We start from the raw sequence: 17,803 nt of genomic DNA, 5'->3' as shown, positions 1-17,803 counted from the left end.
CCTGCTCAGAGTTTATAGTCGGTGTCGGTACGTTCCAGCTGACGGATCAGTGCGTTCCAGTGCCGCGCCACGCCTGGGCCGTCCCCCGCCGCGAAGGCCTTGGCCTGCTGCTCTACCTTTTCAACCACTTCGCGCGGCGGGAAAACCAGTTCAGCGTTGCCCGCGCCCTGGGCGGCGACCTGGATGGCGCAGGCGCGCTCCAGACCGTGCAGTTGCTGGAAGGCATGCTCGACGCTGACGCCACCGGTCAACAGCCCGTGGTTGCGCAGGATCATCACACTCTTGTCGCCCAGGTCGGCCACCAGGCGCTCGCGCTCGTCCAGGTCCAGCGCTACGCCTTCGTAACCGTGGTAAGCCACACGGCCCGAGAAGCCGATGGAGTGCTGGGAGATCGGCAGCAGGCCGTCTTTCTGTGCGGACACGGCGATGCCATCGCGGGTATGGGTATGCAGCACGGCCTTCAAGTCCGGGCGTGCGCCATGAATGGCGCTGTGAATCACGTAACCGGCGTAGTTGATGCCAAGGCCGGTGGGGTCATCGACGATGGTGCCGTCCAGGTCGACCTTGACCAGGTTCGACGCGTTGATCTCATCGAAGAGCAGGCCGAAGGCGTTGATCAGGAAGTGTTCGTCGGGGCCAGGCACGCGGGCGGAGAAGTGGGTGTAGATGTGGTCGGTCCAGCGGTGCAGCGCGGCTAGGCGGTAGGCGGCGGCGAGCTTGACGCGCACTTCCCACTCTTCGGGGCTGACGCGGTCGCGCACGCTGGAGGTCTGGGTGTGTAGCGGTAAGGATGTGACGCTGCTCATGGGCACTGCTCCCTGTGGGGCCTAGGACTGTCGTGCACGCAGCCTAAGCGCCTCGGGGAGCATTTAAAAATCACATTTTATTCTAAGCTAATTATCATAAATTTTTATGTTTTCAGGCCGCGTCCCTGGCTTTCTTGAGCGACCGAGCCACCAGGTCACCGAAAGACTCTACCGGCCCCTGCAGGTTGCCCAGGAAGCGCGGGAAGATCAGCCACAGGTCCATCACCGGCTTGAAGTCCTTGAGCGGCACGGCCGCCAGCAGTTCACGATGGGCGCTGCGGTCGAGCAGGTCGCGCGGCACCAGGCCCAGCCCCATGCCCTCGGCCACCAGGCCCAGTTGCAGTTCGGTGCCGAAGGTTTCCAGGTTGATCTTCAACCCCAGGCCCTGGTCCGACAGGGTACGCTGCAGGCCCGCGCGAAAGCCACAGCCGTCGGGGTTGAGGATCCAGCCGCTGTCATAGATATCGGCCAGTTTGCCGGGGCGCTTGGGCAGCTTGTCCTTGGCGCAGACCACCACCAGCTCCATCTTGCCAATGGACTCGCCAATGATGTTGTCCGGGAAGATCTTGCCAGCCGGGAACAGCGCGGCAGCCGCGTCCAGTTCGCCCTTCTCGATCTTGCCCACCAGGTGGCTGCCCCAGCCGGTGGCCACTTGGGCACGCAGCGCAGGGTATTGCTGGCGCAAGTGCTTGAGGGCATCGAGCAGCACCACATCGCCGATGGTCTGCGGCACACCCAGGCGCAGCACACCCGTGGGCGGCGCATCGCTGGCCACCAGCTCGCGCAGCGCATCCATCTCGCGCAGGATGGTGCGGCACTGCTCATACACCTGGTGGCCGATCAGGGTGGGCTTGAGGGGTTTGGTGTTGCGGTCGAACAACTCCACGCCCAGCGCCTGCTCGAAATTCTGCACCCGCCGGGTGATGGCTGGCTGCGTCAACTGCAAGGACTCGGCCGCATGGCTGATCGACTGGCAACGGATTACCGCGACAAAGGCATCGATATCATCAATTTTCATTCGGGCCGCACATGTTTGGGGGGTGACAAAATGTGGGAAAAGCATAGTACTAAAGGTGGGGGGTTGGCTAGGTGGGGATGCGCAGACTGGTCGCAGCAGGCGCGGCGCCAACATAATATGCATTGTGGTAATAGTTAATTACTTTTAAATTCCATTAATTAATAATTACCTTAGAACAAAATCGAATTTCACAACCGCCTTACCCTGCCTTTATGTTCTTCATCAACGACCGACCCCTCACCCGGCGGAGGCCCTTGATCAGCTCTACCCATAAAGGAAGCACCATGAGCATCGAATTCATCGGCTACATCGGCGGCCATCACGCCTCGGAAATTCACCCTGCGACCGGCCCCGTGCTGCAGCCTGAGCATATTGAGAAGGTCGCCCGCGCCCACGAAGAAGCGGGCTTTGACCGTGCCCTGGTGGCCTTCCACTCCAACAGCCCGGACAGCACCCTGATCGCCAGCCACGCCGCCAGCGTGACGAAAAACCTGAAGTTCCTGATCGCCCACCGCCCCGGCTTTGCCGCCCCTACCCTTGCCGCTCGTCAGTTCGCCACCCTGGATGTATTGAACGGCGGGCGCACGGCGGTGCATATCATCACAGGCGGTGACGACAAGGAGCTGCGCGCCGATGGCAGTTTCATCGGCAAAGACGAGCGCTATGCCCGCACCGATGAATACCTGAGCGTGCTGCGCCAGGAATGGACCGCCGACCAGCCGTTCGACTTCAAGGGTGAGTATTATCAATTCGAAGGCGCCCACTCGGCAGTGAAGAGTGCCCAGCCGATTCCGCTGTACTTCGGCGGCTCGTCGGCGGCGGCCATCGCGGTGGCAGGCAAGCACGCGGACGTGTATGCGCTGTGGGGCGAAACCTATGAGCAGGTCAAGGAAGTGGTCACCCAGGTGCGCGCCGAAGCCGCCAAGCATGGCCGCACCGTGCGCTTCAGTCTGTCCTTGCGGCCGATTCTGGCCGAAACCGAGGAAAAGGCCTGGGCCCGCGCCGACAGCATCCTTGCACGCGCCACCGCCCTGGCCGAACAACGCGGGTTCGTGCGCCGCGAGCCACCGAACGAAGGTTCACGCCGCCTGCTGGCCGCCGCCGCCAAGGGCTCGCGCCTGGACAAACGGCTGTGGACCGGCATCGCTGGCCTGCTGGGCGCCCAGGGCAACTCCACCTCGCTGGTGGGCACCCCGGAACAAGTGGCCGAAGCCCTGCTCGACTACTACGACCTGGGTATCACCACCTTCCTGATCCGTGGCTTCGACCCGCTGGACGACGCCATCGACTACGGCCGCAAGCTGATCCCGCTGACCCGTCAGCTGGTCGCGCAACGCCAGGCCCAGGTCGCCTGATACCAAGGAGCAATGATGTCCCAGGTTCGTCACCCCGAACGCCTGCGCGCCTTTATCGGCGCACTGGCGGAACTGCTCGACAGCGACCCGCGCGAAGGCGACAAGCTGCACCGTGGCGGCCAACTGCTGCAACAACTGGTGAGCTTCGATGACTGGCTGCCGGATGAATACGCTCAGCCCGACCCCGAGCGCTACCAGCAATTTCTACTGCACGCTGACTCGCGGCAACGCTTCTCCATTGTCAGCTTTGTCTGGGGCCCAGGCCAGCAGACTCCCATCCACGACCACCGGGTATGGGGCCTGATCGGCATGCTGCGCGGGGCCGAGTACTCGCAGAACTACGTGCGCGGCGACAATAACGCGCTGGTACCCGACGGCCCTCGCATCCGCCTGGAGCCTGGGCACGTCGAAGCGGTATCACCCCGTATCGGCGATATTCACCAGGTCAGCAATGCCTTCGCCGACCAGGTGTCGATCAGCATCCATGTGTATGGCGCCAATATCGGTGCCGTGCACCGTGCGGTGTACCAGCCCGATGGCAGCGAAAAGCTGTTCATCTCCGGCTATTCCAACACCACGCTACCCAACATCTGGGACCTTTCCAAAGAGAACCGCAGCCTATGAGCCACCCCCTGACCCGCTCTTTTGCCGACATTCGCCAGGCGCTGCTGGAACGCCGGGAAGTCGCCCTGGTGGACGTGCGCGAGGAAGCGCCGTTCGCCCAGGCGCACCCGCTGTTCGCGGCCAACATCCCGCTGTCGAAGCTGGAGGTCGAGGTCTACCCGCGCATCCCGCGCCTGGACACCGCCATCACCGTGTATGACGACGGTGAAGGGCTGGCGCAACGGGCCGTGGAACGCCTGGTGCAATTGGGTTACACCGACGTCGCTTTGCTGCAGGGTGGCCTGCAGGGCTGGCGCGACGCCGGTGGCGAGTTGTTCATCGACGTCAACGTGCCGAGCAAGGCCTTTGGCGAATTGGTAGAGCACGAGCGCCACACCCCCTCCCTGCCTGCCGAGGAAGTCAAAGCGCTGCTGGACAGCAAGGCTGACGTGGTGGTGCTGGACGCCCGCCGCTTCGACGAATACCAGACCATGAGCATTCCCACCGGCATCAGCGTACCCGGCGCCGAACTGGTGCTGCGCGCCCGGGAACTGGCGCCAGACCCGGCCACCCGCATCATCGTCAACTGCGCCGGGCGCACCCGCAGCATCATCGGCACCCAGTCGCTGGTCAACGCCGGGCTGCCCAACCCCATCGCGGCCCTGCGCAACGGCACGATCGGCTGGCTGCTGGCCGGGCAGACGCTTGACCATGGCCAGTCACGGCAATTTGCCCAGACCGGTGAAGACACGCGCGCACAGGCCAGCAACGACGCCCGCGCCGTCGCCGACAAGGCCGGCGTAGGCCGCGCCACACTCAAGAACTGGCAGCAGTGGCAGGCTGAGAACGGGCGTACCACTTACCTGTTCGACGTGCGCACACCCCAGGAGTACGAGGCCGGGCACCTGCCGGCAGCGCGCTCCACACCCGGTGGCCAGCTGGTGCAGGAAACCGACCATTACGCCAGTGTGCGTGGCGCACGTATCGTGCTGGTGGACGACGATGGCGTACGCGCCAACATGAGCGCGTCGTGGCTGGCGCAACTGGGCTGGGAAGTGCATGTACTGGACGACGCCAGCGCGGCCGATTTCAGCGAAACCGGCGCGTGGAAGCCTGCCGTGCCAGCGGTCGCGCCCTTCGAGACCATCAGCCCGCAGACCTTGCAGCAATGGCTGGCCGAAGGCAGCACGCAACTGCTGGATTTCACCACCAGCGCCAACCACGTCAAGCAGCACATTCCCGGCGCCTGGTGGGCGCTGCGTGCGGACCTGGCCAACGTGGTGAAGAACGTCCCGGCCGCCGAGCGCTATGTGCTCACCTGCGGCAGCAGCCTGCTGGCGCGCTTTGCCGTGGCGCAGGTGGAAGCGCTGACCGGCAAGCCGGTGTTCGTGTTGCAGGACGGTACTGCAAGCTGGCTGAAGGCTGGTCTGCCGACTGAAAGTGGTGAGAACCGCCTGGCCTCCCCGCGTACCGACCGCTACCGCCGGCCTTACGAGGGCACTGATGCGCCGCGTGAAGCCATGCAAGCATACCTGGACTGGGAGTTTGGCCTGGTGGAACAGCTGGGCCGGGACGGCACCCATGGGTTCTTCGTGATCTGATCGGGGCGCTGACCGATTCACCCCTGTGGGACCGGGCGAAGCTCGGGAAGGCCGCACCGCGGATTGACTGAAACACCGCGGTGCCTGATTCCCGAGCTTCGCCCGGTCCCACAGAGACTATCAGCATATTTGTGCATATTGGATAAGTTCAAAATCACTTTATTTTATAATTAGTATAGATCCAAAAAGAATTTCACAGCCATTTCTTATAGTCATATTCTCATACCCAGACCGACCCCACACCAGGCGGAGGCCCTCCCCCACTTCATCACCGGAGCGCCTCGATGCCGATCTCCCGTCTGTTATCCGCCGCCTTGCTGTGCCTGGCCGCCGCTGGCGTCCACGCCGCCGACCTGCAACCCCTGAAAGTCGCCAACCAGAAATCCACCATCAAGACCCTGCTGCAGGTGTCCGGCGAACTCGCCCATGTGCCCTACACCATCGATTTTTCCGAATTTCCTGCCGCCGCGCCCCTGGGCGAGGCGCTGAACGCCGGTGCCGTGGATGTCGGCGCGTTGGGCGATGCCCCTTATGTGTTCGCCCTGGGCGCCGGCGCCCCCCTGAAGGTGGTCAGCATCACCCACCTGGAAGGCCGCTACACCACCGCCCTGCTGGTGCCCAAGGACTCCCCCATCCACCAGGCCAGCGACCTCAAGGGCAAGCGTATCGTCACCACCAAGGGTTCCATCGGCCACCTGCTCGCCATCAAGGCACTGCAACAGGCAGGGCTGAAGAGCAGCGATGTCAGCTTTGCCTTCCTGATGCCCAGCGAATCGCGGGTGGTGCTGGAAAACGGCAGCGTCGACGCCTGGTCCACCTGGGACCCCTACACCACCGTGGCCACCGCCAGCGGGCAGGAGCGCGTACTGGTCAGCGGCGAGACGCTGCTGAGCAACCACCTGTACCTGGCGGCCACCGCCAAGGCCATCGAGGGCAAGCGGCCGCAACTGGAAGATTTCGTCGCCCGCGTCGACCGCGCCTGGCAGTGGGCCAACGCCCATCCCAAGGAGTACGCCACGGCCATGGCCAAGGTCACCGGCCTGCCGGTGGAGATCCAGCTGGCGGCGGCGCAGAACACTCATATGCAGCGCGTCGCCATCGATGACCAGGTCGTGCGCGGCCTGCAGCAGACCGCCGACCTGTACCGCAGCGAAGGCATCCTCACGCGCCCCGTGGACGTGTCCCAGGGCTTTGACCCCAGCTTCAACGCCAGCACCCCCATCGCCCGCGCCCAGTGAATGATCAAAGGAGTATGACCATGACCCAGAAACGCCAACTCAAACTCGGTGCCATGATCCACGGTGTCGGCCATGGCTGGGGCGAATGGCGCCACCCCAAGGCGCTGCCCAACGCCAGCACCAGCCTGGCGTTCTACCAGCAACAGGCACGCCTGGCCGAAGATGCGAAACTGGACTTCGCCTTCATCGCCGACAGCCTGCATATTCACGAGAAATCCAGCCCCCACTACCTCAACCGCTTCGAGCCGCTGACCATCCTCTCGGCCCTGGCCGCCACCACCCGCAACATTGGCCTGGTGGCCACTGTGACCGTCAGCTACACCGAGCCCTTCCAGGTAGCCCGGCAGTTCGCCTCCCTGGACCTGTTGAGCGGCGGCCGCGCCGGTTGGAACGTGGTCACCTCGTGGCTCAGCGGCACCGCCGACAATTTTGGCAAGCCCGAACACCCGGCCCACGCCACCCGCTACCGCATCGCCCGGGAACACGTGAACGTGGTCAAGGGCCTGTGGGACAGCTGGGAGGACGATGCTTTCACCTACGACAAACAGTCCGGCGAATTCTTCGACCCGGCCAAGCTCCACACCCTGGGCCACAAAGGCGAATTCTTCTCGGTCAAGGGCCCGCTGAACATCGCCCGCTCGCCCCAGGGCCAACCACCGATCTTTCAGGCCGGCACCTCCGAGGACGGCCGCGACTTTGCCGCAGGCAATGCTGACGCCATTTTCGTCCACGGCGAGAACTTCGAGCAGGCCAGTGCCTACTATCAGGACCTCAAGCGCCGCGCCGCCGAGGCCGGCCGCGACCCGCTGAAACTGGCGATATTGCCCGGCATCCGGCCCATCGTCGGCAAGGATGAAGCCGAAGTGGAAAGCCGTTACCAGCAGGCCGTGGACCTGGTCAGCATCGAGGACGCCATCGTCGCCCTGGGCCGCTCGTTCGATGACCACGACTTCACTCGATACCCACTGGACGCGCCCTTCCCCGACGTTGGCCACCTGGGCGCGAACAGCCACAAGGGCAGCAGCGAGCGCATCGTCGAACTGGCCCGTGAGCGCAACCTGACCTTGCGTGAAACCGCCTTGTATTTCTCCCGGCCCAAACGCGATTTCGTCGGCACTGCCGAGCAGGTCGCCGACCAGATCGAACATTGGTTCAAGGCCGGCGCCGCCGATGGTTTCATCGTCAACTCGGTACTGCCCGATGGCTTGCAGTACTTCACCGAGCTGGTGGTACCGGTACTGGTGCAGCGCGGCCTGTTCCGCGATGAATACACCGGCACCACCCTGCGCGAGCACCTGGGCCTGGACGTGCCGGTCAACCGCTACGCCGCGCCGGCCGCTGCCAAAGCCCCCGCCGAGGAAGCGCTGGCATGACTGAATTCAGCTTCCGCTCACTGCTGCCCAAACTGACGGCGCAGCTGGCCGCCAGCGCCGAGCACCATGACCGTACGGGCGAGTTCCCCGCCGACAATTTCGCCCTGCTGCACCGCCATGGCTTGCTGGCTTACACCGTGCCCAAGGCCCTGGGCGGCGGCGGCGCTACCCTGCCCCAGGCCCGGGACGTGATCGCCGCCGTGGCCCGGGGTGAACCCTCCACCGCATTGATCCTGGTGATGCAGTATCTGCAGCACTCGCGGCTGGTGGACAGTAGCTGGCCAGAGCATTTGCGCGCGCGGGTCAGCGAAGACGCCGTGCGCGACGGTGCCCTGATCAATGCCCTGCGCGTGGAACCCGACCTGGGCACCCCGGCCCGCGGCGGTCTGCCCGCTACCACGGCGCGGCGTACCGCCGAGGGCTGGCGCCTGAGTGGCACCAAGATCTATTCCACCGGCAGCCATGGCCTGACCTGGTACAGCGTGTGGGCGCGCAGCGATGACGCCGACCCGCTGGTGGGTGCCTGGCTGGTGCACAAGGACAGCCCCGGCATCCGCATTGTCGACGCCTGGGACCACTTGGGCATGCGCGCTACCTGCAGCCACGAAGTGACCTTCGACGACGTGCTGGTGCCCTTGGACCAGGCCGTCAGCGTCAGCCCGGCCAGCGCCCCGCGTGGCGAACTGGACCCCCAGGGCCTGCTGTGGATGTCGGTGCTGCTGTCGTCGGTGTACGACGGCGTCGCCCAGGCGGCGCGCGATTGGCTGGTGCAGTGGCTGACCGAGCGCACGCCATCCAATCTGGGCGCGCCGCTGTCGAGCCTGCCGCGCTTCCAGGAAACCGTGGGGCAGATCGATACCTTGCTGTTCAACAACCGCAGCCTGCTCGACGCCGCCGCCCAAGGCCTGACACCGCCCCAGCACGCCGCGCAGATCAAGTACCTGGTCACCGACAACGCCATTCGCGCCGTGGAACTGGCGATTCAGGCCTCGGGCAACCCCGGCCTGTCACGCCATAACCCGCTGCAACGGCACTACCGGGACGTGCTCTGCAGCCGCGTGCATACACCGCAGAACGACGCCATTTTCACCGGGGTCGGCAAGGCCGCCTTTGCCGCTTTCACCCCAGGAGCACAGCCATGAGTGAACTGGTGATCGCCAGCCAGCTGGACGCGACATTCAACAACGCCCTGCGCGCGCGCCTGGCCAGGACCCACCCCGGCGCCACGGTAGTCGAGGTTGCCGCAGGCGTGCCCAGCGACCTGCCGCCCGAGGCCACCGTGCTTATGGGCCGGCCTATCAACGTGCGGGGCTACCAGGCCCCGGACACCCCACCGCCAGGCTGGCCCTATGGCCTGCGCTGGATTCAGCTGGCGTCGTCGGGTATCGATTTCTACCCGGCGTGGCTGTTCGATGGGCTGCCGGTGACCACCGCCCGTGGCAGTGCCAGCGACCCTATCGCCGAGTTTGCCCTGGCGGCGATCTTCGCCCACAACAAACACCTGCCCGACATCTGGGTGCAGAACACCGATTGGCAGTTCACCGCCCTCACCCCGGTCAAGGGCCAGACCCTGGGCATTCTGGGCTTCGGTTCCATTGGCACCAGCCTGGCCACCAAGGCCAGGGCCCTGGGCCTGCGCGTGATTGCCCTGCGCCAGAGCGACACCCCCCTGGGGGTGGAGGGCGTGGAGACAGCGCGCGACATTCACCACCTGTTCGCCGAGTCGGACCACCTGGTGCTGGCTGCGCCGCTGACGCCCGGCACTCGGCACCTAGTCAACGCCCAGGTGCTGGCCAGTGCCAAACCGGGCCTGCACCTGATCAATATCGCCCGCGGCGGGCTGGTGGACCAGGACGCGCTGCTGAACGCCCTGGACCATGGCCCGCTGGGCTTCGCCTCGCTGGACGTCACCGAACCCGAGCCGCTGCCTGAAGGGCATCGCTTGTACAGCCACCCCAAGGTACGCCTGTCGCCACACACTTCGGCGATTTCCACCAAGGGTGGCGAAGCCATCGCCGATATCCTGCTGGATAACCTGGAGCGTTTCCTCGCCGGCCAACCCTTGCACAACCTGGCCGACCGCACCCGCGGCTATTGAGCCACACCAGATTGCCTACCCCCCCTGTGGGACCGGGCGAAGCTCGGGAAGGGGGCACCGCGAAATCACTTGAATAAGCGGCGCTCTTTTCCCGAGCTTCGCCCGGTCCCACAGGGTTCGGCCACACCGTCTCGATTCAACCCGACCCCGCCAGGAGGAGGCCCCCAACCCCCACGACAACCGAGAAACGCCATGCCAACACCGCGCTTTGCGTACCACCCGCTCACCCTCGCGATCATGTTCACCGCCAGCCCCGGGGCCTGGGCCGATGAGGCCGCAGGCCCGGCGCTGCCTACCGTCACGGTGACCGCCGAACACAAGAGCGAAGACCTGCAGAAAACCCCACTGGCGATTTCCGCCTTCGACGAAAAGACCCTGGAAGACAAACAGATCCGCAACGTGCGCGACCTGTCCGGCCAGGTTCCCAACCTGACCCTCAGCCACCAGTCCATCTCCTACAGCGCCCAGACGTACGGCATCCGCGGCATCGGCGAAACCGACCCGATCCAGGAATCGGCGGTGGCGGTGTATGCCGATGACCTGTACATCCCCCGGGCTATCTCCTCGATGCTGGATTTCAACGACGTCGAGCGCGTGGAAGTGCTGCGCGGTCCACAGGGCACCCTGTACGGGCGCAACAGCAGCGCGGGGGCGATCCGTGTCATCACCCGCGACCCCGATCAGCAGACCCGCGGGTTTTTCGAGCTGGGCGGCGGCAATTATGACGCGCGCAACGCACGCCTGCTGATCAGCGGCCCACTGGTGGACAACGCGCTGTTCGGCAGCTTCTCGGCCATTGACCTGAACCGCGGCGGCACCGTGTCGGACCCTACCCGGGGCAAGCACGTCAACAACATCGACATTCAGTCATACCGGGGCAAGCTGCGCTTCAAGCCCGACGACTCGCCCTGGGACGTGCAACTGACCCTGGCCGGCACCTTCGACCGCGGCGATACCACCAGCTACAGCCCCTTCGATGCCAATGGCCGCTTCGACAAGTTCAAGAGCTATTCCAGCCTGGACCCCAAGAACAAGCTCGACCAGGGCAGTGCCGTGCTACGGGCCCTCTACAGCTTCAACGACCAGTTGAGTTTCAAGTCGGTGACCGCCTACTCGGCCTTCCACCAGCCCGTGGACTACGACAACTCTGGCCAGGCGGCGCTGATTCAGCAGAACCTGATTCTGTACAAGCAGAAATACGCCACGCAGGACTTCCAGATCAACGGCAACTATGACCGGTTCAACTTCACGGCCGGCGCCTTCCTGTACCACGAACAGTTCGACGCCGACCGCGACAACCTCACCTACTCCGTCGCCCGAGGCCGGGTGATCGGCCAGGGCCAGTACAGCACCACCACCACCGACAGCTACGCGCTGTACGGCCAGGGCAGCTACAAGCTGACGCCACAACTGTCGCTGACCGCCGGCCTGCGCTTCACCCGTGAACACAAGAACTTCGATTACACCAACTACGTCATCAACACCAACCGGCAGATCACCGGGCTGAACTTCACCGCCGATGCCAGCAAGTCGTGGCAAAGCACCAGCCCTAAAGTGGGGCTGGAATACGCCTGGACCGAGCACCTGAACCAGTACGCCTACGTGGCCAAGGGTTTCAAGGCCGGCGGCTACGACAACCGCGCCCCCACTGCGGCGGCGGCCGAGACGGCGTTTTCGCCCGAGGACGTGACCACCTACGAGACGGGCGTGAAAGGTGATTTCTTCGACCAGCGCCTGCGCGCCAACGTCGCGCTGTTCTACAACGACTACCAGGACCTGCAGACCAATGCCTACGACCCGGCGCTGGGCGTGAGCCTGCGCACCAACGTGGGCAAGGCGCATACCTATGGTGTGGAAGTGGAAACCCTGACGGCACTGACCCGCGACCTGCAGCTGACTGCCAATGTCGGCTTTCTGCAAAGCCGCTACGACGACTTCCAGAACGCGGCGGGCGCCGGTGTGGACGCGGACGGCAAGCACCTGGTGTTCTCACCCAAATGGAACGCCAGCCTGGGCCTGAACTACACCGTGCCCATCGGCCTGCCGGGTACCGTCCTGGTAGGTACCGACGCGCAGTTCCAGACCAGGTCCTATGCCAATGCCCTGAACGACGACGTTCAGGAAATCCCCAAGCAGACCTTCTGGAACGCCAACACCCGCTACATCAGCGCCGACGGCCACTGGACCACCACCCTGGCGGTGAAGAACCTGCTGGACCGCGCCTACCCGCAGTCCGTGGGGTATGTGCCGTCCAGCGGCGCGGCGTACTACTCGGTCAACGACCCTCGCACCGTACTGCTGAGCGTGCGGTACGACCTGTAGCCCGTCGCAGGGCCGGCAATTGGCGGAAGGCAGCCGGAGTCGAACCTGCCCGGGAACGGATGCCGTCCCCAACCGGGTTTGAAGCCCGGCCGCGCCACCGGGCGCGATTGCCTTCCTTGTCACGTTCAACCGTCTTGCGCCAGGGGGTTGTCCGGGCGCAAACGGCGGTGGTCGCCCAGCCTGCGGGTCAGGCCGATGCGGTCGAAAAACTCGAGAATCTGGATGCTGCGCTTGCGGCCCAGCCCCAGCCTGTCCCGAAACGCCACCACCTGGATATCGGTGCTGGCGGCGCTCAGTTGCCTCAGCATAGCCGCCATTCTGCGCAATGCCTCATCACTGTAGAACAAGTCCCGCACGACCTGGTGCACCTGGCCCAGGCGCGCGAGCTTGCGCAACAGCAGGCGCACCTCGGCATCGGCTCGGCCAGTGGTGGCAGCCAGGTCCCGCACCCAGGGCGGGTCGAAACCGCCTTCGGCCAACAGGGGGCGCACCAACTGCCACAGGCTTTCATCCTGCGCACTCAACTGTGGCTGGTGATCTGGCAGGTGCAGCCATGGCCCGCTGGCCGCCACCGCGCCTTCGGCCAGCACCTCATCCACCAGGCTGACAAACGCCGGGCGCTCCAGCGGCAATGCGGCGAAGCGGCGCAAGCGGTCGCGGTCGGGGCCCATCTGGTCGGCTTCCAGTTCGTGAAAGCGCTCCAGGTGGGCCAGCAGCGCTACCTTCAGCGACTGCCAGCGGTGTTCATTGAACAGCAAGGGGCCTTGGCGCGTGGCGACCACCCGCACCGCAGGCGGCAGGCGCCAGGTGTCGCGCAAGCGGTTGAACTGGCGCTCCAGGCGCTGCGGGTCCAGGCCCAGGCCGTTGTTGGTCAGCAACAACGGCATCGCCCCTTCCAGGCTCAGGCCGCTGTCCAGCACCTGCAACTGAGCCAACCGGGCGGCACTGCGACGCTGACGCGAGGGAGCGAACGGGTCCAGTACCTTGCCGCCACCCAGGGTACGCTGGGCACTCTGGTCGCGCAGCACCAGGCGGTCACCACGCACCGCCTGCACCGGGGCATTGAGCAGCAACTGCGCGAACATGCTCTCGCCGGGGGCTACCGACGGGCCTTCCAGCAAGGCCACCCGCGCAGTCACATCCTGGGTGCCCAGGTGCACGTGGACCGGGCTGAAATGCTCGAACGGCCGGGCTTCACTGGCCAGCAGGCGCAGCTCGATGTCCACCCGGCGGGTGGGGGCATGCAGCCAATCCGGCACCAGCCAGTCGCCCCGATGGATGTGCTCCACCGCCAGGCGCTCGCCAGCCAGGTTCAGCGCCACCCGTTGCCCGGCCTGGGCCACCTCCACCGTCTGGTTTTGCGCATGCAGGCCGCGCACCCGCACAGGCCGGCCTTCGGCGCCCAGCAACAGGTGGTCACCCACCTGCACGCGGCCAGACAATGCGGTGCCCGTGACCACCACCCCGGCCCCGGCGATGCTGAAGGCGCGGTCGATACCCAGGCGAAAACCGCCGCTGTCACGCTGCTGGCGCACTTCGCGCTGAATCATCACCAGGGTCTTGAGCAAGGTATCGATACCCGCCCCGGTCACGCTCGACACGGCGATCTGCCGCGCGGCGCCATAAGGCCCTGCCGCCAGCAACTGCGCCACGTGCCCCTGCACGTCGCGCACCCTTTCAGGCGCTACCCGGTCACACTTGCTGATCACCACCAGCAACTGGGGGATGCCCAGCAGCTCGACGATGGCCAAGTGCTCGCGGGTCTGGGGCATGACGCCGTCGTCGGCGGCTACTACCAGCAACACCAGGTCGATGCCCTGGGCGCCGGCCAGCATGTTATGGATGAAACGCTCGTGGCCCGGCACGTCGATAAACCCGGTGGGCGCGGCGTCGCGTTCGAGCACCGCGTACTGGTAGCCCAGGTCTATGGTGATGCCGCGCTCACGCTCTTCGCGACGACGGTCGCCGCTTTGGCCAGTCAGCGCGGTGAGCAGCGCGGTCTTGCCGTGGTCGATGTGGCCGGCTGTACCGATGATCACTCGCATGCCTCCAGGGCCAGGCGCGGCAGTTGCGCGACGAAGGCCGGCTCGTCGTCCAACTGGCGCAGGTCCAGCCACAGCGCGTCATCGTCGATACGCCCAAGCACTGGAATGGGTAAACGCCGCAAGGCGCGCTCCAGCGCCAGCAACTGACGCCCACGCAGGCGCTTGCTGACGTGCGGGCGCAGGCACAAGGCGCCGCTGGGCAGGCGCGCTACCGGCTGGCTGCCGCTGCCGATCATGCCCAGCGCCGCTTGTACCGACACCGCCCAGCCCTGCCCCAGTGCCTGGGCCATGGGGCCCAGCAGCCGCTCGGCCTGGGCCAGGATATCGGGCCCAGGACGGGTCAGCAGGCGCAGGCTGGGCAGGCGCTCGGCCAGGCGGTCGGGGTCGCGGTACAGGCCCAGCACCGCTTCCAGCGCGGCCAGGGTTAGCTTGTCCACGCGCAACGCACGCTTGAGGGGGTTCTTCTTGATCTTCGCGATCAGTTCCTTACGCCCCACGATCAACCCGGCCTGGGGGCCGCCCAGCAACTTGTCGCCGCTGAAGGTCACTACATCCGCACCGTCGGCCAGGGCCTGGCGCACGGTCGGTTCGGCGGGCAGGCCCCAGCGTGTCAGGTCCAGCAGGCTACCGCTGCCCAGGTCCTCCAGCAACGGCACGCCGTGCTGATGGGCGAGGGTCGCCAGTTCGGCGGTGGGCACCTGGGCGGTGAAACCCTCGATGCTGTAGTTGCTGCGGTGCACGCGCATCAGCAAGCCGGTGCGCGGGCTGATGGCCGCTTCGTAGTCACGGGCGTGGGTGCGGTTGGTGGTACCGACCTCGTGCAGCCTCACCCCGGCGCGGGCCATGATGTCAGGGATGCGGAAGGCGCCACCGATCTCGATCAACTCGCCGCGCGAGATAATGCCTTCCTTGCGCGCGCCCAGGCTGTTGAGGGTCAGCAGCACGGCGGCAGCATTGTTGTTCACCACCGTGACCGCCTCGGCGCCGGTCAGCTCACGGATCAGCCCCTCGATCAGATCGTCGCGGTCACCGCGCTTGCCGGTGGCCAGGTCGAACTCCAGGTTCAGGGGGTAGCGGGCGGCGGTCTGCACGGCTTCCACGGCCTCTTCGGGCAGCAAGGCGCGGCCCAGGTTGGTGTGCAACACCGTACCCGTGAGGTTGAACACCCGGCGTACGCGGCGCTGGTGTTGAACGGCCAGGCGTTCGCTGAGGCGGCCCAGTAGCACCTCGGCACCGTGCTCGGCGGCATCCAGCCCCTGGGCCTGGCGCAGGTCATCGAGCAACTGGCGCAGCGCCGCCAACGTGGCCGGGCGGCCAAAACGGGCGATCAACGGGTGGCACGCGGGGTGGCGCAACAGACTATCAACGGAAGGCAAACGTGACGGCATCGGGGGTCTCCTTGGCAACACCTACACAGCGTAGTCGCTGCTGAAGGGGTGCTGGCGCCACTGTCAGATGTACCAGTTTCGCTGGCCGGCCGGTTGCCCTGTAATAGGGGCAAGCGGCGACTGCCAACAGTTTTCGAGGGGACGGCCTTGGACTACGAGACGATATACGATGCGACGCGCCGGCTACTATGGGGGTTCCTCACCCCGAAGGCCGAACCCAGCTTTACGCTGGGGCTGTTGAACGCACTGGGTCGCCATGACCTTGCGTTGCACCGGGACGAACACCTGGGCCTGCGCACCGCCCGTGATGAGCCCATCGCCTACTACGTATGGGCGTCGCGGCACCGCGAGGTCTTCGGCCTGGGCGGCGACCTGGCCCACTTCATCGCCTGTATCGAACAGCATGACCGCGCAGCGCTGTTGCAGTACGCCACCCTGTGCATCGACAACGTCGACCGGCGCCTCAGGCACTTCGAAGCCCAGGGGCTGGTCACCCTCAGCCTGGTGCAGGGTGCCGCCCTGGGCGGCGGCTTCGAAGCCGCGCTGGCCAGCGATGTCATCATCGCCGAAGCGCACGCCACGTTCGGGTTTCCGGAAATTCGTTTCAACCTGTTCCCCGGCATGGGCGGGTACAGCCTGCTGTGCCGACGCATCGGCATGCGCCAGACCGAGGACATGATGACGTCGGGCAGGGTCTATTCGGCAGCGGACTGCAAAAGCATGGGGATCATCGATCGGGTGGTGCCCACCGGCACCGGGCAGGACGCGGTGCATGCGTACGTGACGGGCGCCGAGCAACGCCATAACGGCCTTGCGGCGATCTACGCGGCCCGCCGCAGGGCGTTGCCGGTCTCACATCACGAGCTCATGGCCATCACCACCCAGTGGGTCGAAGCGGCGCTCAGGCTCTGCGCCGGCGACCTGCAACACATGCGCCGGCTGGTCCAGGCGCAATCCGGCCATCGTGGCGAGCGCCATTGAGCCAGGGGGAACCGCACATGGTGGATTACGTGTTTGGCCACGGCAACGACGAGTTGCAACGTTTGCAACACCAGGCACGCGTGCTCGAGCCGGTGAGCCTCCGACTGTTCGGCGAGATGGGGCTCAAGCCGGGTATGCGGGTGCTCGACCTGGGCTGCGGCGCGGGCGACCTGACGATGCTGGCAGCCCGGCAGGTGGGCCGGCGCGGCTCGGTGGAGGGCATAGACGAGAACCCTGAAGCCGTTCTGCTGGCGACCCGCAGGGCAGCGCAGGGAAAGCTGAAGAATGTCCGCTTCCACACCTGCACGATCGACGCCTTCAGCACGCAGGCCCCGTACGACGCGGTCATCGGCCGGTACATCCTGCTTCACCAGCACGACCCGGTTGCTTTCCTGCGCAAGATGGCGGAGCTGACCAGGCCGGGCGGCCTGCTCGGCCTGCATGAGCTGCTATTGCTGAAACCCCTGGCCCAATCCTTTCCGACGGTGCCGGCCTGGGACCGGATCGGAGAATGGGTACTGGGGGCGTTGGGCGCCGCCACGCCCAGCCCGGGTGCAGCGACCCGGTTGGTGCAGCATTTCGCCGAAGCGGGGCTGCCACGGCCCGAATTATTCTGTGAATGCCTGATAGGCGGCGGCGAACATTCGCCACTGTATCGCTGGGCAGTTGAAGGCGCAGGCGGGGTGCTACCGCATCTGGTGCGCCTGGGCATTGTAAAACCGGGCGAAGTTGACTTGAGCACCTTGGCCGAACAGCTTCGCCGTGAAGCGTCGCAGGCCAATGCACAGCTGCTCGGCCCGTTGCAGGTAGGCGCCTGGGCGCGCATGGGTGCACCTACAGGCTGCGTCGGCCTTGGGGTGGGAGCGTAGCTTGCTAGCGAAAATGGCAACGCGGTGTACCTGATGGACCGCGTTGTGCCCTTCGCCAGCAAGCTGTGCTCCCACAGCCTGTGACAGTGTTGGCAAGTATCTGCAG

The 17,803-nt window shown here is 65.6% G+C and carries 14 protein-coding genes and 1 tRNA gene; 10 read left to right on the top strand and 5 right to left on the bottom strand.

Translation table 11 applies throughout. The annotated features are described in order from the left end of the window. Nucleotides 1-5 precede the first annotated feature (5 nt). Both QBK88_RS25005 and QBK88_RS25000 read right to left on the bottom strand, forming a co-directional pair. A complete protein-coding gene (locus tag QBK88_RS25005) occupies nucleotides 6-806 on the bottom strand; it encodes a class II aldolase/adducin family protein (protein WP_277964126.1) in 801 nt (266 codons plus the stop codon). A 112-nt stretch (nucleotides 807-918) separates the two neighbouring features. Beyond that, entirely contained in the window at nucleotides 919-1,824 is a 906-nt protein-coding gene (locus tag QBK88_RS25000) for a LysR family transcriptional regulator (protein WP_268141999.1), read from the bottom strand. Between the two features lie 284 nt (nucleotides 1,825-2,108). Here QBK88_RS25000 and QBK88_RS24995 point away from each other — a divergent pair, with 284 nt between their 5' ends. From QBK88_RS24995 to QBK88_RS24960, 8 genes are all read left to right on the top strand, one after another. Further along, nucleotides 2,109-3,179, top strand: coding sequence for an LLM class flavin-dependent oxidoreductase (locus tag QBK88_RS24995; RefSeq protein ID WP_277964125.1), 1,071 nt, complete (start codon nucleotides 2,109-2,111; stop codon nucleotides 3,177-3,179). A 15-nt stretch (nucleotides 3,180-3,194) separates the two neighbouring features. Beyond that, the gene (locus QBK88_RS24990) at nucleotides 3,195-3,803 is read left to right on the top strand and encodes a cysteine dioxygenase (RefSeq protein ID WP_277964124.1); all 609 of its coding nucleotides are present in this window, start codon (nucleotides 3,195-3,197) and stop codon (nucleotides 3,801-3,803) included. Then, a complete protein-coding gene (locus QBK88_RS24985; protein WP_277964123.1) occupies nucleotides 3,800-5,383 on the top strand; it encodes a rhodanese-related sulfurtransferase in 1,584 nt (527 codons plus the stop codon). Before QBK88_RS24990 ends, QBK88_RS24985 begins: the two co-directional genes overlap by 4 nt. Before the next feature lie 284 nt (nucleotides 5,384-5,667). Further along, a complete protein-coding gene (locus tag QBK88_RS24980; RefSeq protein WP_277964122.1) occupies nucleotides 5,668-6,621 on the top strand; it encodes an ABC transporter substrate-binding protein in 954 nt (317 codons plus the stop codon). 20 nt (nucleotides 6,622-6,641) lie between these two features. Continuing rightward, nucleotides 6,642-7,994 (top strand): LLM class flavin-dependent oxidoreductase, encoded by a 1,353-nt coding sequence (locus QBK88_RS24975; protein WP_277964121.1) that lies wholly within the window; start codon nucleotides 6,642-6,644, stop codon nucleotides 7,992-7,994. Beyond that, nucleotides 7,991-9,136 carry an acyl-CoA dehydrogenase family protein gene (locus QBK88_RS24970; protein WP_277964120.1) on the top strand — a complete coding sequence of 382 codons (1,146 nt, stop codon included), beginning with the start codon at nucleotides 7,991-7,993 and terminating at the stop codon, nucleotides 9,134-9,136. Before QBK88_RS24975 ends, QBK88_RS24970 begins: the two co-directional genes overlap by 4 nt. Then, entirely contained in the window at nucleotides 9,133-10,092 is a 960-nt protein-coding gene (locus QBK88_RS24965; RefSeq protein ID WP_277964119.1) for a D-isomer specific 2-hydroxyacid dehydrogenase family protein, read from the top strand. Before QBK88_RS24970 ends, QBK88_RS24965 begins: the two co-directional genes overlap by 4 nt. A 237-nt stretch (nucleotides 10,093-10,329) precedes the next feature. After that, nucleotides 10,330-12,414: a TonB-dependent receptor gene (locus QBK88_RS24960; RefSeq protein ID WP_277964160.1), complete on the top strand. Its 2,085-nt coding sequence runs from the start codon at nucleotides 10,330-10,332 to the stop codon at nucleotides 12,412-12,414. A gap of 20 nt (nucleotides 12,415-12,434) precedes the next feature. On the opposite strand, the gene QBK88_RS24955 is transcribed toward QBK88_RS24960, so the two are convergent. The 3 genes from QBK88_RS24955 to selA all read right to left on the bottom strand — a co-directional run bounded on the left by QBK88_RS24955 (nucleotide 12,435) and on the right by selA (nucleotide 15,847). Then, nucleotides 12,435-12,530, bottom strand: a tRNA-Sec gene (locus QBK88_RS24955). A 9-nt stretch (nucleotides 12,531-12,539) separates the two neighbouring features. Next, entirely contained in the window at nucleotides 12,540-14,453 is a 1,914-nt protein-coding gene (selB, locus tag QBK88_RS24950; protein WP_277964118.1) for a selenocysteine-specific translation elongation factor, read from the bottom strand. Then, a complete protein-coding gene (gene selA / locus QBK88_RS24945; protein ID WP_277964117.1) occupies nucleotides 14,450-15,847 on the bottom strand; it encodes an L-seryl-tRNA(Sec) selenium transferase in 1,398 nt (465 codons plus the stop codon). Before selA ends, selB begins: the two co-directional genes overlap by 4 nt. Nucleotides 15,848-15,994: 147 nt before the next feature. Between selA and QBK88_RS24940 the strand changes: the two genes are divergently transcribed. Together QBK88_RS24940 and QBK88_RS24935 are read left to right on the top strand one after the other, a co-directional pair. Beyond that, a complete protein-coding gene (locus QBK88_RS24940; protein ID WP_277964116.1) occupies nucleotides 15,995-16,828 on the top strand; it encodes a crotonase/enoyl-CoA hydratase family protein in 834 nt (277 codons plus the stop codon). Between the two features lie 17 nt (nucleotides 16,829-16,845). After that, entirely contained in the window at nucleotides 16,846-17,697 is an 852-nt protein-coding gene (locus tag QBK88_RS24935; RefSeq protein ID WP_277964115.1) for a class I SAM-dependent methyltransferase, read from the top strand. Nucleotides 17,698-17,803 lie beyond the last annotated feature (106 nt).

Source organism: Pseudomonas sp. RIT-To-2 (genome assembly GCF_029623465.1).
GTDB classification, from domain to species: domain Bacteria; phylum Pseudomonadota; class Gammaproteobacteria; order Pseudomonadales; family Pseudomonadaceae; genus Aquipseudomonas; species Aquipseudomonas silvicola.
This window is presented reverse-complemented; position numbering and strand designations above follow the sequence as displayed.